Below are 26,152 nucleotides of genomic sequence, written 5' to 3'. Positions count from 1 at the left end.
AGAAAACCGATGTGCGGGGGAGGGGCGGCTCTTGGGTCGCTTCGGCCCCCGCATTCCGGACCATCACGACAGAGGGACGACGATGGGAACACTTCTGCAATTCGAACGTGTCAGCGCTGTCTATGGCGGCTCTGTTTCGGCGCTGACAGAGATCAGCTTCCGCGTAGAGGAGGGTGCATTCGTCGCCCTTTTGGGGGCGAATGGTGCGGGGAAATCGACGACATTGAAGGCTGCATCGAACCTTCTTCCTGCGGAACGGGGCAGGGTGACGGGGGGGGATATCCTGTTCGCCGGAGACGATGTGACACGCATCGACCCCGCGCGCCATATCCGGGCAGGCCTTGTGCCGGTGCTTGAGGGGCGGCGGCTGTTTCGCGCGCTCAGCATCGAGGAGAACCTCGTGACCGGGGCGATCGGCCGTGGTTTCGGGCATCGGCGCATAGCGGAGGGGCTGGACCGGGTGTATGACCTGTTCCCACGCCTGAAGCAGCGTCGTCGCTCCGTCGCGGGGCTCACTTCAGGAGGCGAGCAGCAGATGGCAGCCATCGGGCGCGGGCTGATGGCCGAACCGCGGCTGTTCGTGCTCGACGAGCCGTCGATGGGGCTTGCGCCTTTGGTCGTGGCCGAGATCTTCGATGCGCTGAGCAGGCTGAACCGAGAGGAGGGGGTGACACTTCTGGTGGCGGAGCAGAATTCGTCGGTGGCCCTGCGTCATGCCGATTGGGCGGTAGTACTCGAAACGGGGCGCAGCTCGCTGTCGGGCCGTGCGGCCGATCTCATAGCACGCGCGGACGTTCAGGACAGCTATTTCGGGGGCGCCGTGGTCTGAAATCGTGCCCCGATGCGATCCGCATGTCGGGTCGATGATCGGGCGAGTTCCTCCCCGGAAATCGGACAGTGACGGAAGCTACGATCTGACGTTTGCTTGGTCTCCAAGGACAAGGAGATCAGGAATGCGGAAGCGGAAGAACCATGACGCTGGCTCCAAGGCTCACGTGGCGCCGCTGCCTGCCGACACCGGCTGGCTGCGCGCGGTCATCGCGCTCTGCGAACCGATGATGGAGGATGCCGTGCTGGCGCCCTGCAGTAACGACGGATCGGCCTCGAACCTGCTGGTTGGACCGGGCGGCGTGCGGCTGATCGACTTCGACCGGGCCGGGATGATGGATCCGCTTTACGAGGTCGGCGCACTGCTCGCCGAACTCACCGATTTCGAGACCGACATGATGCCGGGCTTCGTCGCCTATCTGGGCGGCTTCGATGCCGTGGCCTTCGCCCGCGCGCGGCGGCGTCGAATGGCAGAAATACGGCGAATGGCGGCTGATGCGGCTGCGCCTTGCGCTGAACCATCCGGGGTTCGAGGAAAAGATCCGCATCGTCAGGGGGCAGGCATGATGAAACCTCTGGGCACGGCGGCGACGCCGATGGAGGAAACGATCGAGGACGTCATCCTCGAAGCGCCACTGTTCCGCGGCGGGAAGGGGATGGTCTATGGCCCGGTCTCTGGTGGGATCTCGAACGAGAACTGGCGGGTGAGATCCGCCGACGGAAGCGGCGACTGGTTCGTGAAGGTGCCGGGCAACGGCACCGAGATGTTCATCGACCGCGTTGCGGCCTTCGATGCTGCGCGCAAGGCGGCGGCGGCGGGGCTTGGGCCCCGAGTCTATGAGGATCTCGCGCACAAGGGTATCGAGATCAACGATTTCCTGCCCGACCGGCGGCCCTCGACGCACAGCGATTTTGCCGAGCCGGCAAAGCGGCGCGCGGCGATTGCAGCCTATCGCCGGATGCACGGCATGCCCGCGCTTGGCCTGAAAAAGACAGTCTTCGACATGATCGACGAGCACGCCGCGCAGGTGGCGGAGCTTGGCGCACCACATTACCGCGACGAAGCCTGGGTGATGTACAACGCCGGCCTGGCCCGGCAGGCGCTCGAGGCGGCGGGGCTTGATCTCGTGCCTTCGTTCAACGATCCGATGCCGGGGAATTTCATGATCGGGCCTGACGGCTCGGTGATGCTGATCGACTATGAATACGCCTCAATGAACGACCGGTGCTATGACCTCGGTATCTGGTTTGGCGAGATGTTCTTCACGCCCGAGCAGGAGCTCGAACTGATCGAGGAATATTTCGGCGAGGTCCGTCGTGACATCGTCGCCCGGGTCACCGTGCACAAGGCATTGGCGGATGTGAAATGGGCGCTGTGGTCGATGGTGCAGCTCAAGGTCTCGCGACTCGACTTCGACTTCCACAAATATGGAGTGTGGAAGCTGATGCGGTTTCGCCAGATCACCGGTCATCCGGACTGGCCCGCGCACCTGCGCAACCTGTGAGGTTTCGGTGGGATGCCCGGCGGTGGGTTCTTGTCTTGTGATGCGGGCTGCAATCGGGGCAGATCATCGACGAAAGCCGCCCCGGCGCCCCCCGCCCGGTCAGGGGCTGCGGCTGCAGCGATGGCGCCCGGGCCCCGGGATGGGGCTCAGGGGGTGGGGCAGGGCCGGGCTCCGCGTTCGGCTCTCTTTTCGCGTTCGGCCCGCTTCTCGCGCTCTGATTGCGCGAGGACATGTTTCATCACCTTGCCCGATCCGGTGCGCGGCAGATCCGCGACGATGCGGAATTCCTTCGGCACCTTGAAGCGCGCGATCAGCCCGGCGCAGTGGCGGGCCAGATCCTCCGGGGTGGGGGCATGGCCCGGCATCGCGATGACATAGGCCAGCCCGACCTCTCCCCAGCGGTCGTCGGGGATGCCGATCACCGCCGCCTCGCGCACCGCGGGATGCTCGCGCAGCGCGGTCTCGATCTCCACCGGAAAGACGTTCTCGCCGCCCGAGATGAACATGTCCTTGCGCCGGTCGACGATCGAGATGAACCCCTCGGCGTCGCGCCGGCCGATGTCGCCGGTGCGGATCCAGCCCTCGGGGGTGAAGGCGCGGGTGCGTTCCTCGGGGCGGTTCCAGTAGCCCGGGGTGACGTTCAGCCCGAAGATCAGGATCTCGCCCGCGGTGCCGTCGGGGACTTCGGTGCCGGTCTCGTCGACGATGCGCACCGAGGTCAGCGGCCCGCACAGCCCGACCGCGCCCGCTTTCTCGCGCAGGATCTCGGGCGAGAGCGGCATGCCGAGCGTGGTTCCGGTTTCCGTCATGCCGTAGCCGTCGACCATGCGCACCCCGCGATCCAGCCACCAGCGGATGTTCGCGGGCGGGTTGGGCGCACCGCCGGTGAACAGCGCTTTCAGCCGGCTCCAGCGCTCCGGGGCGAAATTCGGCGCATGGCGCAGCGCATCGGCCATCTGCGGCACGCAGAAGTAATGCGTCACGCCATAATCGGGGTTGCCGAGGCGGTCGTTGGTTTCGGCCGGATCGAAGCCCGGCGAGATCAGGAAGGTGCCGCCGCGCAGCATCGGCGGCCAGATCTGGGTGACGATGCCGATGACATGGAACATCGGGCTGTCGCACAGGAACACCGCGCCGGTGTCGACCTCGCCCAGAACGTTGAAATTCACCGCCGTCGCCAGCAGGAACTGCGAGGTCAGCAGCGCCCCCTTCGGCACCCCGGACGTGCCCGAGGTATACAGGATGATGCAGGTGTCATGGCCCGAATGCGGCCGCTGCGCCGGGGCGGGGCGGGCGGCATCGGTTTGCGTGGCGAAGGCCGCGAAGCTCTCTGCCCGGCACCCCGGCGGCAGATCGGGGGCGGGGGCGTCGGTATACAGGATCCGCGGCGTGCAATCTTCGAGGAGCCGCCCGAGTTCGGGCAGCGACAGCCGCCAGTTCATCGGCACGAAGATCGCCCCGATCCGCATCAGCGCCTGTTGCAAGATCACCTGGTGCACGCTGTTGGGCGCCAGCGCCGCGACCCGGTCGCCGCGGACGATGCCCTGTGCCAGCAGCACCGAGACCGCGCGCTGGATGTCGCTGTCGAGGTCGCGATAGCTCCAGCGCCGGCCGGTGGCGATGTCGATGCACGCAAGCGCCGCCGGGCGCAGCCGGGCGTGCATGGCGACCGGGTCGGGGGTGATGAAATCCGGCATGACGTGTCCTCCCTGAGGGTCTCGCTCCGCTCCGGCCGGGGCCGGGGCGGAAGGGTCTCGGTCCGGCGCGCCTCCCCGCGCGCCGGGCCGGGGGGCGGGCTCAGCCCGCCGCGGCGCGGTCCTTGTCATAGGCGCCGAGGCCGGGCTTGTAGCTCTTTTCGTCGATGAACTGACGGATGCCTTCCTTGCGGCCGGTATTGTCGAAGGAATTCGCCGCTTCCTGAGCGCGCACGAGGTAGTCCTCGGCCTCGTCATAGGCCATCAGACCGACCCGGCGCACCGCGTCCTTGGTCGCCTTCAGCGCGACCGGGTTCTTCGCCAGCAGCGCCTGCGCCACCGCGGTGACGCGCGCCTTCAGACCGGACAGGGGGAGGGATTCGTTCACCAGACCCCAGTCGCAGGCCGTCCGCCCGTCGATCGGTTCGCCCAGCATGGCGTGATACATCGCCTTGCGGAACGGCATCAGCTCGACCGCGACCTTGGTCGCCCCGCCGCCGGGCAGGATGCCCCAGTTGATTTCCGACAGGCCGAACTTCGCCTCGTTGGCGCAAAACGCCAGATCGCAGGCGAACAGCGGGCCGTAACCGCCGCCGAAGCACCAGCCGTTGACCATCGCGATGGTCGGCTTCTGATACCAGCGCAGCCGCCGCCACCAGCCGTAGGATTCGCGCTGCGCCTTGCGGGTGCCCTTCAGCCCCTCGGCCTCGGTCTCGCGGAAATATTCCTTCAGATCCATGCCCGCCGTCCAGGCAGAGCCTTCGCCGCTCAGCACCAGCACGCCGACATCGGGGCGGAACTCGAGTTCGTCGAGCGCGTCCATCATCGCGCGGTTGAGCGTGGGCGACATGGCATTGCGCTTGTCGGGGCGGTTGAAGCGCAGCCAGGCAATGCCGTCGGCGACGTCCCAGGCGACGGTATCGGTATCGTTGGCCATTGTGTTCTCCTTGTGCAGAGGGAAACCCTGCGGTGTCCGCTCTGCGCGCGACACCGCCCGGGAACCGGAAAAGGGAAACGGGATCAGAGCGGGTAGTGCCCGGGCTCGGTCCCGATGGTGATCCAGCGCAGTTCGGTGAATTCGGCGATGCCCGCCTTGCCGCCGAAGCGGCCGAAGCCCGAGGCCCCGGTGCCGCCGAACGGCATCTGCGCCTCGTCATGCACCGTCGCGCCGTTGATGTGGCAGATGCCCGAGCGGATCCGCCGCGCCGCCTTCAGCGCCCGCGCCGCATCGCGCGAGAACACCGCCGCCGACAGCCCGTATTCGGTATCGTTCGCCAGGCGGATCGCGTCTTCCTCGTCCGCGGCGCGCACGATCGCGACGACCGGGCCGAAACTTTCCTCGCGGTAGATCCGCATCTGCGCGGTGACATGATCGAGCATCTGCGCCGGCATCAGCACGCCCTCGGCCGGGCCGGCCGAATGCAGCACCGCGCCCTTCGCCACCGCATCCCCGATCAGCGCCTCGACGCGCGTCACCGTGGCCAGATCGACCACCGATCCGAGAGGCGCGGTCCCGCTGCGTGGATCGCCGGCACGAAGCGCGCTCACCCGCGCGCTCAGCGCCGCGACGAAGGCCTCGGCGATCTCCGGCACGACGATGATCCGTTCCGTCGACATGCAGATCTGACCCTGGTTGAAATAGGCGCCGAAGACCGCGGCCTTCACCGCCTCGTCGAGGTCGGCATCGGCCAGCACCACGAAGGGCGCCTTGCCGCCGAGTTCGAGCAGCACCGGCTTGAGGTTGCGCGCCGCGCGTTCGGCGATGACGCGTCCGACGCGGGTCGATCCGGTGAAGTTGATGCGCCGCACCGCCGGATGGTCGATCAGCGTGCCGACGATATCGGCCGCGTCCTCGGGCGCGTTGGTGACCAGGCTGACCAGCCCGGGCGGCAGGCCGCCGCGCTCCAGCGCGGTGACGATCAGCGCATGGGTGCGCGGGCAGATCTCCGAGGCCTTGAACACCACCGCATTGCCACAGGCGAGCGGCGTCGCCAGCGCCCGCACGCCCAGGATCACCGGCGCGTTCCACGGCGCGATGCCCAGCACCACGCCCGCCGGCTCGCGCACCGCCATCGACAGGCAGCCCGGCATGTCCGAGGGGATCACCTCGCCCGAGACCTGCGTCGTCAGCGCCGCCGCCTCGCGCAGCATCGAGGCGGCGATGGCCACGTTGAACCGCGCCCAGGGCTCGGTCGCGCCGGTTTCCTCGGCCATCGCGGCGACGAAGGCATCGCCCTGCGCGGCAAGCGCATCGGCCGCCTTCAGCAGCACCGCGCGGCGCGCGTTGGGTCCGAGCGCGGCCCAGTCCGGAAAGGCCGCCGCCGCGGCATCGGCGGCCGCGACCGCATCGGCGGGGCTGGCGGCCGGTGCCTCGGAGGCCACGGCCCCGGTGACCGGATTGTGCCGCACGAAGCGGCGCCCGTCCGCGGCGGTGCGGTCCGCACCGGCGATCCGCATGGTGACGAATGTCATGTCTTCCTCCCGTTTCCGGTGCCGTCCGGGCCTGCGCGACCCGTCCCGCCTCCTCGCGGTCCGGATCCCGGCCGAATCGGCACCGTCACATCCTGCTATGCAGCATAGCGATTGACTGTTATGGTGTATAGCATTATCACCATTTCCATCCCCATCTTGCAACAGGCCTTGCCGATGACCGTCCCGACCTCTGCCGCCCCTCCCGTTTCCGCCGCCGTTTCCGCTGGCGCGCCGTCCGGGCGTGCGGTGCGGCTCAGCGATCTGGTGGGCTATCACCTTCGCCGGGCTTCGGTTTTCGATCTGAACGGCGCGGTCGCGGCGCTGGAACCCGAGGGGCTGCGCCCGGTGCCGATGAGCGTGCTGCAAAGCATCGTCGAACAGCCGGGAATCAGTGCCGCCGAGGTATGCCGCGCCCTCGGGATGCAGCGCGCCAACATCGTGCCGGTGCTGGCCGATCTGGACCGGCGCGGCTTTTTCCTGCGCGAGGCGGACCCGGCCGACAACCGCATCCAGCGTCTGTTCCCGACCCGGCGTGGCCTTGAGGAGGCGCAGCGCGCCCTCGCCCGGGTCGCGGCGCATGAGGCGCGGATGCTGGCCCGGCTGAGCCCGGCCGAACGCGCCGAGCTGCGCCGTCTGCTCGGACTGATCTGGAAGACCGACAGTCCCGACGGGGCCGATACCCCGGACGGCTGAGCCATCGCCCCCGTCGGGGGACCGGATTTTCGCGGGGAAGAGGAGCCCCGCTCAGGGAGGAAACCATGACCACAACGACCGATACCCCCCGCCGCGGCGGGGGACGGGCTCTTGCGCTCGCTTTCATGGCCGCGATCATCGAGGGGTTCGACCTGCAATCGGCCGGCGTCGCCGCGCCGAAGCTGATCCCGGCCTTCGGATTGCAGCCCAATCAGGTGGGGCTGTTCTTCTCGGCCGCCACCTTCGGGCTGATCTTCGGCTCGCTTCTGGGCGGGCGGACCTCGGATGCCTGGGGGCGGCGCACGGCGCTGATCCTGGCGATGCTGACCTTCGGGGCGTTCTCGATCGGCACGGCGATGGTGTCGAGCTTCGGCCAGTTGCTGGCGATGCGCTTCCTGACCGGCGTGGGTCTGGGGGGAGCGCTGCCGATTCTGGTGACCATCGCGGCCGAATCCTGCGCGCCGCAGTATCGCGGCCGGGCGGTGGCGATCATGTATGCCGGTGTGCCGCTTGGCGGCGCGGTGGCAAGCGGGGTCGCGATGTCGGGGCTGCATGGCGGCGACTGGCACATGATCTTCCTCGTGGGCGGGATCTTGCCGTTGCTGCTGGCGCCGGTCCTGCGGCTGATGCTGCCGCCCCTGCGGGTGCCGGCGCGCGAGGAGACGGGGATGACCGGCGCGCTCGGGCAGATCTTCGCGCCGGCCGCGCTGCCGGTCACGGCGATGCTGTGGGTGTCGTTCTTCCTCGGGCTGATCGTGGTTTATGCGCTGCTGAACTGGATGCCGCAGCTGCTGGTCGCGCGCGGGCTGAGCCGGCCCGAGGCCTCGACGGTGCAGGTGCTGTTCAACATCGGCGGCATCGTCGGCAGTATCGTCGGCGGGCGGATGCTCGACCGCGACAACCCGCTGCTGACGGTGGCGGGCTGCTTCGCCGCCGCCGCGGCGGCCCTGCTGATGCTGGCGCTGCTGCCGGCGTCTGTGGCGGGGATGCTGGTCGGCGGCACGCTGGTCGGCGGGGCGATCTTGTGCATCCAGTCGATCCTCTACGGCATCGCGCCGCGCTGCTATCCGACCGCGATCCGCGGCACCGGGGTGGGGGTCGCGGTCGGGGTGGGGCGGTTCGGCTCGATCACCGGGCCGCTGCTCGCGGGGGCGGTCGTCGCCTCGGGCGCGGGTCCCGAGGGGGTGATGTATACGCTCGTTCCGGTGACGCTGATCGCCGGGCTCGCGACGGTGTTCCTGCTGATGCGCCGCCGTGGCGCGCCGGCCCTCGTCTGAGGCGGGGAGGACCGCGCATCATGATCGATCTGAGCCGCATCCGCGCCATCGACATGCACACCCATGCCGAGGAACCCTGCGGCTGCCATGCCGATGACGGTTACGACGATCTGCAGACCGCCATGGCGCGCTATTTTCGCGCGCCCTGGCGCCACCCGCCGACGATCGACGAGACCGCCGCCCATTACCGCGCCCGCGCCATCGCCGCGGTGATCTTCCCCGTCGATGCCGAGCGCGAGACCGGCTACCGGCGCTATCGCAACGAGGAGGTCGCCGAAGCGGCGGCCCGCCACGACGACATCCTGATCCCCTTCGCCTCGATCGATCCGGCGCGTGGCCGTGCCGGCGCGCGCGACGCCCGCCGTCTGGTCGAGGATTTCGGCATCCGCGGCTTCAAGTTCCACCCCACGATGCAGGGGTTCTATCCCAACGACCGCATGGCCTGGCCGCTTTACGAGGCGATTGCCGCAGCCGGCGTGCCGGCGCTGTTCCACACCGGGCAGACCGGGGTCGGCGCGGGGATGCGCGGCGGGGCCGGGATGCGGCTGAAATATTCGAACCCGCTGTATCTCGACGATGTGGCCGTCGAATTCCCCGATCTGCAGATCATCGCCGCGCATCCCTCGTTCCCCTGGCAGGACGAGGCCCTCGCGATGGCGGTGCACAAGCCCAATGTCTGGATCGACCTGTCGGGCTGGCGGCCGCGCTACTTCCCGCCGATCCTGCTGCGCTATGCCCAGACCCTGCTGCGCGATCGGGTGCTGTTCGGCTCGGACTGGCCGATGATTTCGCCCGAGGGCTGGCTCGGGGAATTCGCCGCCTTGCCGGTGCGCGATGAGGTGCGCCCGGCGATCCTGAAAGACAATGCCGCCCGCCTGCTGGGCCTCACGGAGAGCTGAATGATCCCCTTCACCGCCGCTGTCGACGATATCCTGTTCACTCTGGGCCCGGTCGCGGGCGCCGGGCGCCTGCCGGGCTGGGACGACGATCTCGCCCGCGAGGTCGTCACCCAGTTCGCCCGCCTGGCCGAGACCGCCATCGCCCCCGCCGATGCCCCTGCCGATCGCGACGGCTGCCGGCTGGAGAACGGCCGCGTGGCGATGCCCGCGGGCCTCGGCGCGGCCTATCGCGCCTTCGCCGGGCAGGGCTGGCCCGGCCTGACCCTGCCCGAAGACGCCGGCGGACAGGAGAGCCCCGCCGCCCTTGCCGGTGCGCTGACCGAGATTTTCGCCGGCGCCTCTCATGCGTTGCAGATGGTGGCGGGGCTGGTGCCGGGGGCGGCGCGCACCGTCGCGCGCTTCGGCACGCCCGGGCAATGCGCGCGCTGGCTGCCGCGGCTCGCCTCGGGCGAGTGGCTGGCCACGATGGCGCTGACCGAACCGGGGGCGGGCTCGGATCTGTCGCAATTGCGCACCCGCGCCCGGCGCACGGAAACCGGCTGGCAGGTCTCGGGCGAGAAGATCTTCATCTCGGGCGGCGATCAGGATCTGACGCCCCGGATCGTGCATCTGGTGCTGGCGCGCAGCGGCGGGACCGGCAGCGGCGTGAAGGGGCTGAGCCTGTTCCTCGTGCCCTCGCATGACGAGGCAGGCACCCGCCAGCCGGTCACCGTCACCCGGATCGAGGAGAAGATGGGGCTGCACGGCTCTCCCACCTGCCAGATGCTGTTCGACGAGGCCGGGGCGGAACTTCTGGGCCCCGAGGGCGAGGGGCTGCGCGCGATGTTCACGATGATGAACCACGCCCGGCTCGATGTCGCGCTGCAGGGCGTCGCCCATGCCGGGCGCGCGGGCGCCATCGCCGAAGCCTATGCCGCGACCCGCCGGCAGGGGCGGCTGCCCGGCCAGGACGGGGCGGTGACGATCGACCGCCATCCCGACGTGCGCAGGATGCTCGATACCATCGCGGCGCTGACGTTCGGCAACCGGGCGCTGTGCCTGATGACGCTGGTCGAGATGGAGCTGGCGCACAGCCCGGCGCTGATCGAGTTCCTGACGCCCTTGTGCAAGGTCTCGGGGACCGCGGCGGGGGTCCGGGCGGCGAACCTCGGCCTTCAGGTGCTGGGAGGCTATGGCTATCTGAACGAATACGGGATCGAGCAGCGGCTGCGCGACGCGCGGGTGACGACGATCTACGAGGGCACCAACGGGATCCATGCGCAGGCGCTGGCGGGGCGGTTGCTGCGCCATGACGGCGGGGCGGCGGCGACGGCCTTCGCCGACTGGCTCGGGGCGGGCGCGCCCGGGGCGCTGGCGCTGTGGCAGCCGGTGCGCGCCGCGATGGCGGCCGCCGCAGATCCCGCGCCGGCCGCCGCGGCCTTCATGCGGCTGAGCATCCGCGCCGCGCTCGCCCGGGTCTGGGCGCGTCTGGCCGAGGTTGCCGGATGTGCCCCCGATCCGGCGCGGCTGCGCGCGCTGGCCGCGCGCGAAACCGCCCGCGCCGGGATGGAGCTGCGCCACCTGGCCGAGGAAACCCTGCACGATCTGGCGTCCTGAGCCGGGCGGGCCGGGCGGCCGGGGCTTTGCCCGCCCGGCGCCTCACGCCCCGGGATCGTCGAGCAAGGTGCCGCAACCGGCCGACCAGACCAGATCGACCGGCGCGCCGATCTCGAAGGAGGGTCCGCTCGCCGGCATCCGCGCCGTGGCGACGGTGCCGTCGGTCAGCACCGCCTCGTATTTGACCGAGGCGCCGAGGTAGATCTTTTCCCGCAGCCGCGCGGCCACGACATTCTCATGCCCGCCCGCCGTGCTGCCCGGCGCGCACAGCCGCAGATCCTCGGGGCGCAGCAGCAGGCATTGCCGCCCCCCCGCGTCCGGCCGCCGGGCCGCGATGCGGATGCGCGCCCCCGCGACGCTCAGCGCGGTTTCGTCGCCGCGGCTCTCATGGGGACCGCGCAGCACCGTGCTTTCGCCGATGAACTGGCCGACGAACAGCGTCTTCGGGGCGCGATACAGCTCCTCGCCGCTCGCTACCTGCTCGATCCGGCCCTTGTTGAACACCGCGATCCGGTCGGAGAGCACCAGCGCCTCCTCCTGATCGTGGGTGACGAAGACGAAGGTCGAGCCGAGCTCGCGGTGGATGCGGCGGATCTCGAGTTGCAGCGCCTCGCGCAGCTTCTTGTCGAGCGCGCCGAGCGGCTCGTCGAGCAGCATGAGCCCCGGCGCGAACACCATCGCGCGCGCCAGCGCCACGCGCTGTTGCTGGCCGCCCGACAGCTCCGCCGGGTAGCGCCCGGCCAGCGCCGAAAGTTCGACCTTCTCCAGCACCGCGCCCACCATCGCGTGGCGTTCGCTGCGCCCGATCCGGCGCTGGCGCAGCGGATAGGCGATGTTCTCGGCCACCGTCATATGCGGAAACAGCGCGTAATGCTGGAACACCACGCCGATGTTGCGCCGGTGCGGCGGCACCCGGTCGATCTCGCGCCCGTCGATCTTCAGCACGCCGCTTTCATGGCCGGTGAAGCCCGCGATGACGTTCAGCGTGGTGGTCTTGCCCGAGCCCGACGGCCCGAGGAAGGACATGAACTCGCCCGGGCGGATCGTCAGCGATACGTCGTCGAGCGCGACATAGCTGCCATAGGTCTTGCGGATCCGGTCGATCCCGACCGCGGCACCGGGGATGCGGTCCGGGGTGCGGCGGGTGGCGGTTTCGGGCGTGCTGGCTTGCAGGGGCATCATTTCCGTCCTCTGGACAGGCTGAACAGGAGACCGGCGCCGATCAGCACCGTGGTCACGACAAGGGTGAGGGTGCCGATGGCGGCGACGGTCGGGTCGGTGTCGCGCGTCATCGAGGCATAGATCTGCACCGGCAGCGTCTTCAGCTGCGCGCTGGTGATGAACAGCGACACGATCACCTCATCGAAAGAGGTGACGAAGGCGAACAGCGCCCCCGACAGGATGCCGGGCGCGATCAGCGGCACCGTCACCGTGCGCAGCACCGTCAGCCGCGAGGCCCCGAGGCTCGCCGCCGCCACTTCCAGCCGGGCATCGAACACCGACAGGTTGGCACTGACCGCGATCACCACGAAAGGCAGTGCGAGCAGCGTGTGCGCCAGCACATAGCCCGTCCAGGTGCCGGTGAGATGAAGGTTCAGATAGACCGCGTAGATCCCCACCGCCAGCACCACCCCCGGCATCACCACCGGGGTGAGCAAGAGCAGCCGGATCGTGCCGCCGAGGCGGTTCTTCAGCCGTTCGAGCCCGAGCGCCGCCATCGTGCCGAGCACCGTCGCCACCGCCGCGACGATCAGACCGATCTCGACCGAGGTGACCAGGCTGCGCGACCAGGCCCGGTTGTCGAAGATATTGGCATACCATTTCCACGAGAACCCGGTCGGCGGGAAGGCGAGCGACTGGGTTTCGGAAAACGAGATCGGGATGATCACCAGTGTCGGCGCGACCAGCCACAGCGCGATCAGGAAACAGACGAGGGCCAGCGCGATGCGGCCGAGGGTGCGGGTCATCTCTCGCCTCCCGTCACCGGATAGCGCCGGCGCATCAGCGGCGCGGCGATCAGCAGCCCGCCGAAGGTCGCCGCCAGCAGCACCACCCCCATCGCCCCGCCATGGCCCCAGTTCAGCAAGGACAGCACCTGTTGCTGGATCAGCGTCGACAGCAGCGTGCTCGACGCCCCGCCGAGCAGCAGCGGCGTGATGTAGAAGCCGAGCGCGAGGATGAACACGATGGTCGCCCCGGCGAAGACCCCGGGCAGCGACAGCGGCAGATAGATCTGGAAGAAGCTCGCCACCGGGCGCGCGCCGAGGCTGCGCGCGGCGAGCAGAAGACGCAGGTCGATGCCGCGCATCACCGAATAAAGCGGCATGATCATGAACGGCAGCAGGATCTGCACCATGCCGATGGTGACGCCGGTCTGGGTGCGGATCAGGCGGATCTTCTCGAACCCCATCGCCAGGAGCGTCTTGTTGATCAGCCCCGAATCCTGCAGCAAGATCACCCAGGCGAAGGTGCGCACCACCCCCGACACCCAGAATGGCACCAGCACGCACAGGATCAGCAAAAGCCGCAACTTGCGGCCGGCGACCGACATCGCGAACGCATAGGGGTAGGCCACGACGACGCACAGCAGCGTGACCCAGAACGCCACCTTGAAGGTGCGTGCCAGCACCGTCAGATTGACCGGCGTGGCGAAGAACCAGCGATAATTCTCCAGCCCCGGCTGCGGCTCGGTGACGCTGCGCGCGACGACGATCACGAGCGGCGCGAGCAGCACCAGCGCCAGCACCGCCAGAGCGGGCACGGTCATCAGGAAGGCACGGACCTTGCGGCGCGCCTCGGGGGTCATCTCGCGAACCTTGGGTTCGGACATCGGACGTCCTCTTGTCGGGCTCGGCACGCCGGGCGCGCACCGAAATCGAAAGGCGAGACTGCTCCCGGCACCCGGGCGGAGCGGGGGCAGTCTCCGGTCGGAACGGCGGATCAGTTGCCGGCGATGAAGGCGCCCCATTTCTCGGCCAGCTCGGGATAATGCGCGACCCAGTAGGGGATGTTGTAATTATAGGCGGTCTTCTGCTTTTCCGGGGTGTTGGTCATCCACTCGGCGGTCAGCGCGTCGACCTTGGGTTTGGCCTCGACGTTGATCGGCGAATAGGAGGTCGCCTCGGCCATGACCTCCTGCGAATGCTTGCCCAGATAGGCGTTGATCAGCGCATAGGCGGCATCGGTGTTCTTCGCGCCCTTCGGGATGGTCAGCTGATCCTTGACCACCACCCAGTCGTTCCACACCGGCGCGTAATCGGCCCCGTTGCCGACCGCCGCCTTGCCGCGGCCCGACCACACGATCGCCATGTCGGCCTCGCCCGATTCCAGAAGCTGCTGCGACTGCGCGCCGGTCTGCCACAGGATCAGGCTGTCGCGCATCTTGCGATACTTGTTCAGCGCCCGGTCGATATCGGCGGGGAACATCGTCGTCTTGTCGAGACCGTCATCTTGCAGCGCAAGTTCGATCATGTAGCCCTCGGGATCGGCATAGCCCGGGATCGCGCGGGTGCCGGGGAAGGTCTTGGTGTCGAAGAAATCGTGCCAGCCGGTCGGCGGATGGTCCTTGTAGGCGGATTTCTTGTACATCAGCACGACGGCGTAGTTCATCGCCGGAACGCTGCACGGGCCGGTCTGACCCTCGGGGATCTTCGAGGTGTCGATGCGGCTGAAATCCAGTTTCTCGAACAGCGTGCCGCAATGGACGAAGGGCATGGTGTCGCCGGTATCGACGACATCCCATTGCACGTTGCCGGCCTCGACCTGGGCCTGGATCTTCGCCTGCTCGGTCGGGCCGTCGGAATAGAGATCGACCCCCGAGGTCTTGACGAAATCGTCGAGCGCCTTGACCTGGCCGTCCTGATAGACGCCGCCATAGGACACGAAGGTCACGCTTTTGCCCTTGAGCGAGCCCGGTGCCGTCACCCCCGCGACCGGGCCCTCGGCGAGTGCCGGAAGGGCGGGGATCAGGGCCGCGAGGACCGTCAGACCGATTGCAAGTTTCATCTGTCACTCTCTCCTGTTGTCGCAGTTTCGCCGTTTCTTGCCCCGTGTCGCCCGCGGGGGGCGGCCTGGGGGCGGGATACGGCCGGCAACGGCCCGCCAAAGGGCTGCCCGGGGTTTCCCCCTGCCCCATCCCGCCTGTGCGATGAGACCGTCTTCCCGCCCGGGGGCGAAAGCGGCCCTGTTTTGGTTGTGATCCAAGGCAAGCATGGAACAAATTCCGTTTCAATAAAAAATTTGAATGAACTTGCCGACATGCAAAAAAAATGCCACTGATTTTTTACACGCAAATAAATGAGGCGACAGCCGGACCCCGGTTCGCAATCCCCGATCCGTGCGCGCCGCCCGAAAACAGGGACTGGTCATGAAGAATCTTTATCTCGAAACGGCGCGTCCACAGATTTCGGCTCCGGCGCTCGCGGGCGACAGTCAGGCCGATGTGGTCATCGTCGGCGGCGGTTACAGCGGGCTGTCGACGGCGCTGCATCTGGCAGAGCAGGGCGCGAAAGCGGTGGTGCTGGAGGCGGGCGACATCGGGCATGGCTGCTCGGGGCGCAACGGCGGGCAGATCAACCCGGGGCTGAAGCTGCTCCCCGATGCGGTCGAGACGCATTTCGGCACTGAACGCGGTCAGCGGATGAACCGGCTCGCCTCCGAGGCGCCGGCCTTCGTCTTCGATCTGGTGGCGCGCCACGGCATCGACTGCGCGGCGGTGAATTCCGGCACGATCCGCGCCGCGATCGACCGGGCCGGCCTGCAACAGGTGCACGATCTGGTGGCGCAGGCCACCGCGCGCGGCTGGCCGATCCGCTTTGCCGACCGTGCCGAAATGGCCGCGATGACCGGTTGTGGCATCTATCTCGGCGGGGCGGTCGATGCGCGCGGCGGGCATCTGAACCCGCTCGGCTATGCGCGCGGGCTGGGTCTTGCGGCGCAGAAGGCGGGCGCGGTGCTGCATGGCCAGAGCGCCGCGCTTTCGCTCCGGCGCGCCGGGGCGGGCTGGCGCGTCGAAACCGCGGCGGGCAGCGTCACCGCGCCGGAGCTGCTGATCTGCACCAATGGCTATACCGGCGATCTGTGGCCCGGAATGCGTCAGGCGCTGGTGCCGATCTATACTTACATCGCCGCGACCGACCCCCTGCCCGAGGCGCTGCGCGCGCAGATCATGCCCTGCGGCGCAGCGCTTTACGAAGCCGCCTGGGACGTGATCTATTACCGCATCGACGATGCGGGGCGGCTGCTGATGGGCGGGCGCGGTGCGCAGCGCGATGCCCGTGGCCCCGCCGATTACCGCCACCTCGTCGATTACGCGGTGAAGTTGTGGCCGGCGCTGAAGGGGGTCGACTTCCCCTGGACCTGGCACGGTCAGGTCGCGGTGACGCCCGATCATTTCCCGCATCTGGTGCGCCCGGCCGAGGGGGTGCGGCTGCTGTTCGGCTACAACGGGCGCGGCGTCGCACTGTCGAGCATCGCCGGCAAGCTGACCGCCGATCATATCCTGTCGGGCGGCAAGGTGGACATTTCCCTGCCGGTGGAGGACAAGCTGACCCGCTTTGCCTTCCATCCGTTCTGGCGGATCGGGGCCGAGACGACGATGGCCTGGCATGGGATGCTGGACCGGCTCCGCGGCCGCTGAGCCGGCGCGGTCAGACAGGATGCCGATCCGGGCGAGGACCTTGTGCAACAGAGCGACCGCCATGGCGCAGAAGGACGATTTCATGAGTGACGTGTCGAAAGCCCCCGCCTCCGCGCCGTCCACCGGCGCCACCACTGGCGCCTCCACCGGCGCCGAGATCGGCCGCCGGCTGCGGTTGCGGCGCAAGGTGCGGCGCCTGACGCTGGCACAGGTGGCGCAGGCCTCGCATATCTCGACCGCGCAGCTCAGCCAGATCGAGCGCGGCCGGGCGATGCTGTCGGTCGACAAGATGGTGCTGCTGTGTCAGGCGCTCGACATGCCGCTGAGCTGGCTGTTCGACCCCGCCTATCACGACGCGCCGCTTGCGGACCGCCAGCAATACGTGATCCGGCAGGCGGCGCAGCGCCATATGAGCTTCGCCGCCGCCGGAATGGAAAAGGACATGCTGACCCCCGACAGCATGTTGCAGCTGCAGATGATGCGTATCGTGCTCAGCCCGACCGGCACCACCGGCGACGATCCCTACAACGAGCCCGAGGGCGCCAAGGGCGGCGTGGTGCTGCGCGGCGCGCTCGGGCTGGAGATCGACGGCCATACCGAGATCGTCCATCCGGGCGATTCCTTCGCCTTCCCGGCGACCGCGATGATCCGGTTCTGGGCCGAGGGCGTCGAGACCGAGGTGATCTGGGTCACCACGCCCGCTTTCTACTGAGCCGCTTTCTGCAGAAGCCGGCGCAGCCGCGTGCCGCCTGGGGGGGCGGGATGTCGCGCTTTGTCGTTTTTTTAGCCGCAATTTTATGGGAATTGCCCGTTTTACGTCACTTTTGTGACGCTATATTTAGTTAGCCAACGCAATTGTTGTAAGTTTACCGGGTCAATGGAGTTCCCTATGTCTACCGATATCTCCGAACTGAGAAACCTCGCCGGTTTCATCGGAGCCTGCCTTGTCGACAGCGACACCGGCTTCATGCTGGGTAGCGAAGAGGGCGATCCCTCGTTCAATCTGGAAATCGCCGCCGCCGCCAATACCGAGGTGCTGCGCGCCAAGAACGCGGCGATGAAGATGCTCGGCCTCGGCGGCGATCACATCGAGGATATCCTGATCTCGCTCGGCACGCAGTATCACCTGATCCGTCCGCTCGCCGCCAATCCGGCAGTGTTCGTCTATGTCGCGCTCGAGCGCAAGGCGGCGAACCTCGGTCTGGCGCGGCTGACCCTGAAGAGCGTCGAGACCACCCTGAAAATCTGACGGGAAAACGGCTGGCGGGGCGCCGGAAGAGGTCTGCGGGCCCGCTTCCGGCGCCCCTGCCCCCCCCTGAAAACCGCGCCTGCCCCCTCCGGGGGGCTCAGCGCGCGAGCCGCAGCCGGGCGAGGCGAACGATATCGGCCTGACTGCGCGCGCCGGTCTTCTGATACAGGCTGCGGATCTGTGCGCGGATGGTTTCGCGCGACAGATCGGCCTGCTGCGAGATTTCGGCCGGGCTCAGCCCCGCCACGATCCCGCGTGCGGCGCGCCGTTCGGCCGGGGTCAGCCGGTATTCCAGCGCGAAAACCTCCTCGTCGAACTGCTCCACCGTGTCCAGACTGTCGATCAGCACGACGACCGAGATCCCGCGGAACAGCAGCGGCACCCCGCTCCGGGTCACCCGGATCAGCGTCAGCCGCATTCCGGGCAGCGCCAGCGTCACCGTATCGGGGCGCATCCGGTCCGCCTGCGGGCGCAGCATGGCCTGGATGCGCGCCTCGAGCCCGGCATCGCGCACCGCCAGACGGTTGCGCACCGCCTGGAACGGACCCTCGCCCCGGCGCAGGATCGTCTCGGCCAGCGGGTTCATCGCCTCGATGACGCAGTCGCGTCCGAGCACGATCACCCCCGAGGCCGCGCTGCCCATCAGCCCGGCCTCCAGACTGCCCGGGGCGACGGTATCCTGACGCTGATAGAACCGGGCGGCGCGGCTCAGATGCGGGGCGATCGCGCTCAGCCGTGTCGCCAGCTCGGCGCGGATCGGATCGTCATCGCGCTCGCTCATCAGCGTCAGGCTGAAACTCCAGGCGCCGGCCGCCCCCATCTTCACCCCGGCCGAGGCCCGGATCCCGTTCGGCCGCAACCAGTCGTTGAAGAACTCGCCCTCGTGCAGCAGCTCGGGCGCGATCAGCTGGGCATCGGAATACCCTACCCCGTCGTTGCGCAGCGCGAGCGATTTTTGCAGCACGTTGACCGAACAGAAATGCGCCGCATAAGCCTTGAGCGCAGTTCCGTCGAAGCCCGCGCTCATCGCCACGCCGCTTTCGGCGGGGCGCTGGACGTTGAACATCTGCATCGCCGCCTTGCCCGACGGGATGTCCGCGATCAGCGCGTCGAGAAAGTTCTGCCAGTCGCCCTCTTCCAGCATCGCCGCATAAACGAGGTCGATCAGTTCCGCCTGCCGGTCCCGCTCCTGCCGCTCTCTGATTTCCCGGTCTGAGGCCCTCGGGGGCGGGCCGGATCGCATGGTATTCACGATTGCCCTAAAGGTTGTCTGTGCTAAGTGGTAGATTATAAAGCGTTTTCCCTGTCAGATCCATGGCCGGACGCAGGGTTCGCGCATAAACGGAACAGGTCAGCCGGCTGGCCGCGAGGGTGGAACTCAATTCCACCTGTTCCGCCTGTCGGGTATAATATTCCTCCTCATTGTCGAGCAGATCCGAGATCGAGCGCTTGCCCAGATCGAAATACTGGCTGCGGTAGAGCTCGCGGGTGCGGGCCAGAAGCTCGATCTGGCGGTTCAGCATGTCCTCGCGGCGGGCGCCGGCGGTGATGTCGCGCAGTGCCTTGCGCGCCGAGAGCGTGGCATCGCGGTCGGCGGATTCGAGTGCGGCCCGCGCCGCATCGCGGGCATTGCGCGCCGCCGAGGCCTTGGCGGTGAGCGCACCGCCCTGCATCAGATCGGAACTCACCCCCAGGTTGAGCCCGAGCCCGGTCGATGTGTTCCCCGTCCCGAGCCGCGCGAGCGGCGACAGGGTGATCTTCGGCACCTGCGCCTTGCGCGCCTGTTCGAGGTCGATTTCCGCCTTGGCCATCTTCAGTTTCGCCAGCCGCATCTTGTCGGTATCGCCGTGCAGCGTGCAGCCGCCGCGGAACTCGGGCACGCCGCCGCCCACCGACTGGCCGGTCCGGCGCTCCAGCTGCTCGCGCGCGTCCGCCAGCGCCAGTTCGGCGTCCTGCACGAGGAAGGCGGCGTTCTGCACCCGCTTCTGGGTCTCGAGCAGATCGGGCGCGGTCGTCGCGCCGACCTCGACGCGCTCGGCCACGAGCTTTTGCAGCTCCGTCATCGCGGCAAGCTGGGCGCGGTAGACGGCAAGTTCCGCCTCGTTCATCCGCACCGCGTCATAGGCCTCGAGGAGTTCGACCGTCGCGTCGTCGACCGCCTTCTGGAAGGTCACGTAATCGATCTGCAGATCGAAATCGGCCGCGGTGACGGCGCGTTTCGTGGTGCCGAAATCGGTCAGCAGCTGGGTCAGGTTCAGCTTCAGCGCCGGGTCGCCCTCGCCCGCGGCCCCCGCCCCGCCCCCGACCGACAGGCCGAGCGACGGGAAGAAGCCGCCGCGCTCCACACGCACCTGATCGGCGCTCGCGGCGACGGAGCTTGCCGCCTCGCGCACGTCGGGGTGCATCAGCAGCCCGTTGCGCACCGCCTCTTTCGCGCCGGTTCCCTTCGCCGGGGCGAGCGGCGGCATCTCCTTCGCCCGCGCGATCAGCGCGGCTTCGGTGCCGTCGGGCTGGGGCAGACCGCATCCGGCAAGCGCCGCAAGGCAGGCACACAGGATCGCGCTGCCGCGCAGACCCGTATCAGCGAGGCGTTTCATCTGCGATCAGCGCTTCCCGCCGGTCACGATATCGGCGCATTGCGGACGGCGCCAGGCGGTGGCGGCGACCTTCTGCGCATCGTCGAAATACACCCGGTACTGGCACACCAGCGTGCTGCGCCGGTCGTTGGCGGGCAGGCGCAGATCGAAGTTCCACGATCCGTCGGCATTGGCCGAGACCGGCTGACCGGCATAGCGCACCAGCACCCCCTTGCTCTGGCCGAGTGCGACCTTGCGCATCTGCTGGGCGCTGCGCGCCGTGCCGGTGCGGGCGTAGTGTGCATCCATGTCGGCATAACGGCGCTCGACATTCGGGAAGTCCGCCTCGGGGGCGACGGTGTTCAGCCCCGAAACCGGCGTCATGTCCTTGGCACAGACCCCCGCGGGCAGCGCGAGGCCAAGCACGGCCACGGCCAGGAACTTGCGACAGGCAGAAGAGAATCCGTTCATTGTAGCGTCCTCTTGTGGATGGGGCGAACAGCGCCCGATATCGTTACAGGTGGTCTTGCAGGCAGGGTCTTCATCGCTCGCGCAAGGCTTCGCGGGCGCGGTTGAAGGGCTTGACGAGATATTGCCAGACGGTCTTCTCGCCGGTGCGGATGTCGACCGTGGCGATCATGCCGGGCACGATCGGGAACACCGTTCCGGCCTTGTTGGTCAGGTGGTCGCTGTCGGTGCGGATATAGACCCGGTAATAGACGATCTCGGGTTTCACATCGTCGCGCACGGTGTTCGGCGAGATCGTGGTGACCTCGCCCTTCATCCCGCCGAAGATCGAATAGTCATAGGCCGAGATCTTCACCAGCGCCTCCTGACCGGGGTGGATGAAGGCGATGTCGCGCGGCGCGATCTTCGCCTCGATCAGCAGCTGGTCGTCGATCGGCACGATGGTCATCAGATCGCCGTTCGGCGGCACCACGCCGCCGATGGTGGTGACCGCGATATCCTTGACCACGCCGCGCATCGGCGCGCGGAAGGTCAGCCGCTGCAACTGGTCGGAGCGTCCGCGCACCACCGAGGATTGCACCTCCGCCTCGGCATTGGCGTTCTGCAGCTCCTCGCCCGCCTTCACCAGCCGGTCGGCCTTCAGGCTGGCGATGTCCATCTCGGTCTTGGCGGCCTCGCGTTCGAGGCCGATCAGTTCGACCCGGCTCGAGGCGCCCGAGGATTGCAGCCCCCGCGTGATCGCGAGTTCCTGGCGCACCAGCGCCAGCTCGTTGGTCAGCCCGGCGAGCGCTTCTCTCATACCATCGCGGCGCGACACGAACAGCGCGGTCTCGTTGGTCTTCAGATCGTCATGCCCGTCGAGTTCGGGCGGGAAGGTCACGGCCTCGTCGCCCGCGATCTCGGCACGCAGCCGCGCGGCGGTGGCGATGGCGGCGTAATACTTGGCCTCGGCCTCCTCGACATTCGAGGCCGAGCGCGTCGGATCGAGCCGCGCGAGCAGCTCTCCTTCTTCCACCACATCGCCCTCATGCACCGACAGCGAGGCGAGGATCCCGCCGTCGAGCGACTGGATCACCTGCTCACGCGAGCTCGGCACCACCGTGCCCGAACCGCTCGAAACCTCGGTCAGCGGGAAGACGAAAGCCCAGATGAAGAACAGCGCGCAGGCGACCGCGATCAGCCGCACGGCATGGGTCTCGGCCCGGATCGCGGTGTCGGGTTCGAGATGGGTGCTCATCGCGCTCATGCGGCGGCCCTCGGGGCGCGCAGCCGGTTCAGCACGGTGTCGCGCGGCCCGTTCATCACCACGGTGCCGGCGTTCAGCACCAGCACCCGATCGACCGCGGCCAGCGCCGCCAGTCGATGCGTCGCGATCACCACGCCGATCTTCGGATCGAGCCGGCCGATCAGCGCGATGAATTCGCGCTCCGCCACCTCGTCGAGCGCCGCGCTCGGTTCGTCGAGCAGCAGCACCCGCGGCCGGCGCAGCAACAGCCGCGCGATCAGCAGCCCCTGGCGTTGCCCGCCCGAAAGCCCCGTGCCGCCTTCCTGAATTTGATGGTCGAGCCCGTCATGCAGCCGCCGCACCATATCCAGGAGACCCAGCTCCCCCAGCACCTGCACGATCTGCCCGTCGTCCGCCCCCGGCGCACCGAGCGTCAGATTCTCGCGCAGCGTGCCGTAGAACAGCCGCGCGTTCTGCCCCAGATAGCCGATGTCGCGGCGCACGTCGGCCGGGTCGATCAGACCGAGCGTGATGTCATCGAGCCGCACCTCGCCCGAGAGCGGCGCGATCAGCCCGGCCAGCCCGGCGAGCAGCGTCGACTTGCCCGACCCGTTCGAGCCCAGAACCGCCAGCCGCTCGCCGGGCGCGATCTCCAGCCGGCCGATCTTCAGCACCGGATCGTCGGCGGAATAGCCGAAGCCCGCGTTCGTCAGCGAGAACGCGCCGCGGATCGTGGGCAGATGCACCCGGCGGGCGAAATCCGGTGTGTCGACCGGCAGCGCCATCAGCTTGTCGAGCGACTCGCGCGCGATCTTCGCCTGCTGCCAGCGGTTGATGAGCTGCGCCACCGAGCTGAGCGGCGCCAGCATCCGCGACGACAGGATCGAGGCCGCGACCAGCACGCCCGAACTCATGTCGCCCGCGATCACCATCGGCGCGCCGAAGAACACCACCACCGCGAAGGCCGCGCCCTGCACGCTCTGCGCCCAGCTCGACAGCCGTTCGACCAGGGTGCGCAGCTCCATCGAGGAGGTGGCGCAGGCCTCGTTATACTGCATCCACTGGTTCTGGAACCGCGGCTCGGCCTGCAGGGACTTGATGTCGTCGACACCCTGCACCGCCTCGACCAGCATCGCGCTGCGCAGCGCGCGTTCGCGCATGTTGGCACTCGCCATCGTGCGCAGCCGGCCTTGCGCGAACAGCCCCGGCAGCACCAGCAACACCGCCGCCGCGAGCGGGATCCACACCAGCACCCCCGCCAGATAGGCGAACAGCACGCAAAACAGCGCGAAAAACGGCACATCGGCGATCGCGGCGATCGTCGAGGAGGTCATCATCTCGCGCACATGGTCGAGTTCGCGGATCTGCGCGATGAAGGTGCCCGTCGCCCGCGGCCGGCTGGCCGAGGTGACGCGCAGCGCATGGCCGAACACCCGGTCGGAAATCTCCAGATCGGCGCGTTTGCCCACCGCGTCGGTGATGTAGCCGCGCAGCACCTTGAGCGCGTAGGAGAACCCCACCGCCAGCAGCACGCCGCCGAACAGCACCCACAGCGTCGGCAGCGACTGGCTGGGGATCACCCGGTCATAGACCTGCATCGAGAAGATCACCCCCGCAAGCGCCAGGATGTTCGACACCGCCGAGGCAAGCAGGATCGTGCGATAGGGCCGCAGATCGGCGGTGATCAGCTTGCGCAGCCAGTGCCGGTCATGCGGTGCGATATAGAGATCGACCCGCGCATCGGGGGCGGCAGCGACCGGGCGCAGCACGAACAGCCGGCGCAGCCGCAGCGCCTCGCGCGCGACGGGGGTGAGCGTGCCGCCCTCGGACCCGAAGGCGACGCCGAAGCCATCGGCGGTCTCGGTCTCGATCACGCCGATGCTGCCGTCCGCGAATTCCGCGACCAGCGGCAGGCGCAGCGCGGTGACGGCGGCGGGATCGGGCGCGGTTTCTGCCAGCGCCAGCCCGGCATCGCGGGCCAGGCTTTGCAGCTCCGTCCCGGCCCCCATCCAGTCGGCCTGACGTTTCAGATGTTCGGCCGAGGCGCCGATCCGGTAATGCGCCGCCACGCGCAGGATCGAATTCACCCAGTCGCGGCGCGGGCCACCGGCCCCGTTCGGGCCAGCTCTGTTCGGGCCGGCCTCGTTGGTGCCGGCCTCGTTGGTGCCGGGGTGCGGCTCCGGCTGAGGTCCCGGCTGCGGCACATCCGCGATTTTTTGCATCGGCTCAGGCATGTTCGGTTTCCGTGGCCCCCCGGGACGGTTCTGTCGCGGCGATCCGGAGACCGCCGCGACAGCGCCTGCCCGAAGCGGGCGAAGACGATCAGTAGTTCGACGCGGTTTTCAGCGTCTCGTCCCAGACCGAGGTCGTGTCGGAGTAGAGCGCCACCGTGCTCGACGTATCGGCCGCGGTCGCGGTCGCGATGCCGGAACTGTCCGCCGTCGTCGTTCCGCTCGTGTCCGTGGTATCGGCCGCCGCCGCCAAGGCCGAGAACCCGCTGCTCGCCGCGGTCGAGTGGACCGTGAACTCGGTGGTCGCGCTCTTCGATGCGTCGGGGGCGTCCTGCGCGGTCGCGGTCACCTGGACGTTGTAGTCCCCCGCCGGGATATTGAGCGTCAGATACGAGAACTCGACGTCCCCGGGTTCACCGCTCACGGTGATCGTTCCGCTGCTGTCGGCAACGGCCGTCCCCGTCCCGGTCGAGCCGTCGGCATGGGTGACATCGTAGTTCAGCGTCGCCCCCTCGGCCAGCCCGGTCACCGTCATCGTCAGATGCTCGGAGCCGTCGGTATCGCTCAGCTTGGCGCCCACGCCGGTGAGCGAGATCCCCGTCCCCTCGGTGCCGGTATAACCGTATTGCAGCGCGTAATAGCCGTTGCCATCGGCATCCGAACCGTCGTCGAAGCTGCCCAGAGACAGATAGTTGTAGCTCGAGATCGCCTGCTGGATGTCGGCCTCGCTGCCGAACAGCTGCACCGCACTGCCACTGTCCGCATTGAGGATCGAGAAGTTGTAGTTCCCGACGCCGGCCGCGTTGTGCAGATAGAGGTCGAACGTGTAGAACCCGGTCTCTGCCACGGTGAAATCGCTTGCCGTCGAGGTGTTGGTCCCGGCCCAGTTGGCATGACCCGACGTCACGTCGCCGATCACGATCGTGCCGCTGTCGTCGACCGTCCCCGAGAACGAGTAGGTCGATCCGGCTTCGAGGAAGACATAGCCGGTGATCAGCTTGGCCTGATAGGTCGGCAGACTGGAGCTGACGATCGAGGTGGTCGTGCCGGTCGTGGCCGAGGCATAGTCATTCGCATACAGATAGTCGATGGCATTGACGAGATCGGCGGAATCCGCGCCGTCGCCGCCGTTCTTTTCCAGATCCCAGGTCGTCGTTCCGTCGCTGACGGACTGGATGTTCGACCAGCTGTAGGTCGCGAAGCTGGTGCTCGCGATGTCGAAAGTGAAGTTGCCCATCGCCGTGGGGGCATCGGTAACCGGAGCGACGTGCACCAGCGCGGTCGAGGTCGATCCGTCGCTCAGCGTGTAGGTGATCGTGGTCTCGCCGCTGTAGTTGGCGACCGGCGTATAGCTGACGGCGCTGCCGCCGCCGGTGACCGTGGCCGTCCCGCTGCCCACGGAGACCGAGGTCACCGTCAGCCCCGAGCCGGTCTCGCCGGTCAGATCGGCAACCGTGTAGCTCGTCCCGGTATCCTCGGTCGCAGCGAGGGCCGCGACGATCCCGGTGTCACTTGCCGTGCCGGTATTGCCGGCCGGATCGGTGACATTCGCCGTGACGGTGTAGCTGCCCTCGGCGAGGGCCGCGGGAACGTCGACGGTATAGGTGCCGCCCGGGGTGACCGTCGCGGTCAGCGTCTGGGGGGTGCCGTCCGAGCCCGTCACCGTGACGGTGACGGTGCTGCCCGGTGTCGCATCGGTGGTGCCGGTGATGGTGGGCGTGGTGTCGGTCGTCTGTGCCGGGGCATCGACCGTGATCGCGGGCGGCACGCTGTCGATCACGCCCGCATCGTCCGCCGAGCC

22 protein-coding genes are annotated in these 26,152 nt (G+C 68.3%); 9 read left to right on the top strand and 13 right to left on the bottom strand.

All coding sequences use genetic code 11. The features are described 5' to 3' along the window. Positions 1–82 precede the first annotated feature (82 nt). Positions 83–829: an ABC transporter ATP-binding protein gene (locus tag CG50_RS13895; protein ID WP_036639599.1), complete on the top strand. Its 747-nt coding sequence runs from the start codon at positions 83–85 to the stop codon at positions 827–829. Between the two features lie 124 nt (positions 830–953). After that, complete coding sequence (locus CG50_RS13890; RefSeq protein WP_245615742.1) at positions 954–2,333, top strand: phosphotransferase; 1,380 nt, start codon at positions 954–956, stop codon at positions 2,331–2,333. A 146-nt stretch (positions 2,334–2,479) separates the two neighbouring features. Here CG50_RS13890 and CG50_RS13885 read toward each other — a convergent pair whose 3' ends face one another. From CG50_RS13885 to CG50_RS13875, 3 genes are all read right to left on the bottom strand, one after another. After that, entirely contained in the window at positions 2,480–4,030 is a 1,551-nt protein-coding gene (locus CG50_RS13885) for an AMP-binding protein (protein WP_081880452.1), read from the bottom strand. A 100-nt stretch (positions 4,031–4,130) separates the two neighbouring features. Beyond that, positions 4,131–4,964, bottom strand: a complete 834-nt coding sequence (locus CG50_RS13880) for a p-hydroxycinnamoyl CoA hydratase/lyase (RefSeq protein WP_036639597.1) — start codon at positions 4,962–4,964, stop codon at positions 4,131–4,133. A gap of 83 nt (positions 4,965–5,047) precedes the next feature. Then, positions 5,048–6,499: an aldehyde dehydrogenase gene (locus CG50_RS13875; RefSeq protein ID WP_152559538.1), complete on the bottom strand. Its 1,452-nt coding sequence runs from the start codon at positions 6,497–6,499 to the stop codon at positions 5,048–5,050. 174 nt (positions 6,500–6,673) lie between these two features. On the opposite strand from CG50_RS13875, the gene CG50_RS13870 reads away from it, so the two are divergent. The 4 genes from CG50_RS13870 (at position 6,674) to CG50_RS13855 (ending at position 10,964) form a co-directional block, all read left to right on the top strand. Further along, a complete protein-coding gene (locus tag CG50_RS13870) occupies positions 6,674–7,192 on the top strand; it encodes a MarR family winged helix-turn-helix transcriptional regulator (RefSeq protein ID WP_051910017.1) in 519 nt (172 codons plus the stop codon). A gap of 65 nt (positions 7,193–7,257) precedes the next feature. Next, a complete protein-coding gene (gene mhpT / locus CG50_RS13865) occupies positions 7,258–8,469 on the top strand; it encodes a 3-(3-hydroxy-phenyl)propionate transporter MhpT (protein WP_036639596.1) in 1,212 nt (403 codons plus the stop codon). Between the two features lie 20 nt (positions 8,470–8,489). After that, positions 8,490–9,368 carry an amidohydrolase family protein gene (locus tag CG50_RS13860; protein WP_036639595.1) on the top strand — a complete coding sequence of 293 codons (879 nt, stop codon included), beginning with the start codon at positions 8,490–8,492 and terminating at the stop codon, positions 9,366–9,368. Next, positions 9,369–10,964 carry an acyl-CoA dehydrogenase family protein gene (locus CG50_RS13855; protein ID WP_036639593.1) on the top strand — a complete coding sequence of 532 codons (1,596 nt, stop codon included), beginning with the start codon at positions 9,369–9,371 and terminating at the stop codon, positions 10,962–10,964. It begins immediately after the preceding gene. A 42-nt stretch (positions 10,965–11,006) separates the two neighbouring features. Here the strand turns inward: CG50_RS13855 and CG50_RS13850 are convergent, their stop codons facing one another. The 4 genes from CG50_RS13850 to CG50_RS13835 all read right to left on the bottom strand — a co-directional run bounded on the left by CG50_RS13850 (position 11,007) and on the right by CG50_RS13835 (position 14,969). Then, positions 11,007–12,146: an ABC transporter ATP-binding protein gene (locus CG50_RS13850; RefSeq protein WP_211248627.1), complete on the bottom strand. Its 1,140-nt coding sequence runs from the start codon at positions 12,144–12,146 to the stop codon at positions 11,007–11,009. After that, entirely contained in the window at positions 12,143–12,931 is a 789-nt protein-coding gene (locus CG50_RS13845) for an ABC transporter permease (RefSeq protein WP_036639591.1), read from the bottom strand. The genes CG50_RS13850 and CG50_RS13845 overlap by 4 nt, the downstream gene beginning before the upstream one ends. After that, positions 12,928–13,794: an ABC transporter permease gene (locus CG50_RS13840; RefSeq protein WP_036639589.1), complete on the bottom strand. Its 867-nt coding sequence runs from the start codon at positions 13,792–13,794 to the stop codon at positions 12,928–12,930. The genes CG50_RS13845 and CG50_RS13840 overlap by 4 nt, the downstream gene beginning before the upstream one ends. Before the next feature lie 110 nt (positions 13,795–13,904). Continuing rightward, positions 13,905–14,969 (bottom strand): extracellular solute-binding protein, encoded by a 1,065-nt coding sequence (locus CG50_RS13835; RefSeq protein WP_036639588.1) that lies wholly within the window; start codon positions 14,967–14,969, stop codon positions 13,905–13,907. A gap of 361 nt (positions 14,970–15,330) precedes the next feature. On the opposite strand from CG50_RS13835, the gene CG50_RS13830 reads away from it, so the two are divergent. The 3 genes from CG50_RS13830 (at position 15,331) to CG50_RS13820 (ending at position 17,851) form a co-directional block, all read left to right on the top strand. Further along, positions 15,331–16,602 (top strand): NAD(P)/FAD-dependent oxidoreductase, encoded by a 1,272-nt coding sequence (locus CG50_RS13830; protein WP_036639586.1) that lies wholly within the window; start codon positions 15,331–15,333, stop codon positions 16,600–16,602. 61 nt (positions 16,603–16,663) lie between these two features. Further along, positions 16,664–17,314 carry a helix-turn-helix domain-containing protein gene (locus CG50_RS13825; protein ID WP_051910014.1) on the top strand — a complete coding sequence of 217 codons (651 nt, stop codon included), beginning with the start codon at positions 16,664–16,666 and terminating at the stop codon, positions 17,312–17,314. Between the two features lie 177 nt (positions 17,315–17,491). Continuing rightward, positions 17,492–17,851 carry a roadblock/LC7 domain-containing protein gene (locus CG50_RS13820; RefSeq protein ID WP_036639581.1) on the top strand — a complete coding sequence of 120 codons (360 nt, stop codon included), beginning with the start codon at positions 17,492–17,494 and terminating at the stop codon, positions 17,849–17,851. A gap of 97 nt (positions 17,852–17,948) precedes the next feature. Here the strand turns inward: CG50_RS13820 and CG50_RS13815 are convergent, their stop codons facing one another. From CG50_RS13815 to CG50_RS13790, 6 genes are all read right to left on the bottom strand, one after another. Next, the gene (locus tag CG50_RS13815; RefSeq protein ID WP_036639579.1) at positions 17,949–18,995 is read right to left on the bottom strand and encodes a helix-turn-helix transcriptional regulator; all 1,047 of its coding nucleotides are present in this window, start codon (positions 18,993–18,995) and stop codon (positions 17,949–17,951) included. A 115-nt stretch (positions 18,996–19,110) separates the two neighbouring features. Next, entirely contained in the window at positions 19,111–20,448 is a 1,338-nt protein-coding gene (locus CG50_RS13810) for a TolC family protein (protein ID WP_036639576.1), read from the bottom strand. 6 nt (positions 20,449–20,454) lie between these two features. After that, entirely contained in the window at positions 20,455–20,898 is a 444-nt protein-coding gene (locus tag CG50_RS13805) for a hypothetical protein (protein WP_036639575.1), read from the bottom strand. Between the two features lie 70 nt (positions 20,899–20,968). After that, positions 20,969–22,141, bottom strand: a complete 1,173-nt coding sequence (locus CG50_RS13800; RefSeq protein ID WP_152559536.1) for an HlyD family efflux transporter periplasmic adaptor subunit — start codon at positions 22,139–22,141, stop codon at positions 20,969–20,971. Beyond that, the gene (locus tag CG50_RS13795; protein ID WP_211248626.1) at positions 22,138–24,354 is read right to left on the bottom strand and encodes a type I secretion system permease/ATPase; all 2,217 of its coding nucleotides are present in this window, start codon (positions 24,352–24,354) and stop codon (positions 22,138–22,140) included. The genes CG50_RS13800 and CG50_RS13795 overlap by 4 nt, the downstream gene beginning before the upstream one ends. A gap of 88 nt (positions 24,355–24,442) precedes the next feature. Next, positions 24,443–26,152, bottom strand: a 1,710-nt coding sequence (locus tag CG50_RS13790) for an Ig-like domain-containing protein (RefSeq protein ID WP_036639573.1), incomplete at its 5' end; no start/stop codon positions are given.

The sequence above is a fragment of the Paenirhodobacter enshiensis genome, from assembly GCF_000740785.1.
Taxonomy (GTDB): Bacteria; Pseudomonadota; Alphaproteobacteria; order Rhodobacterales; family Rhodobacteraceae; genus Rhodobacter; species Rhodobacter enshiensis.
Note: the sequence above shows the minus strand (reverse complement) of the source record. Positions and strands in the feature narration are given on the sequence as shown.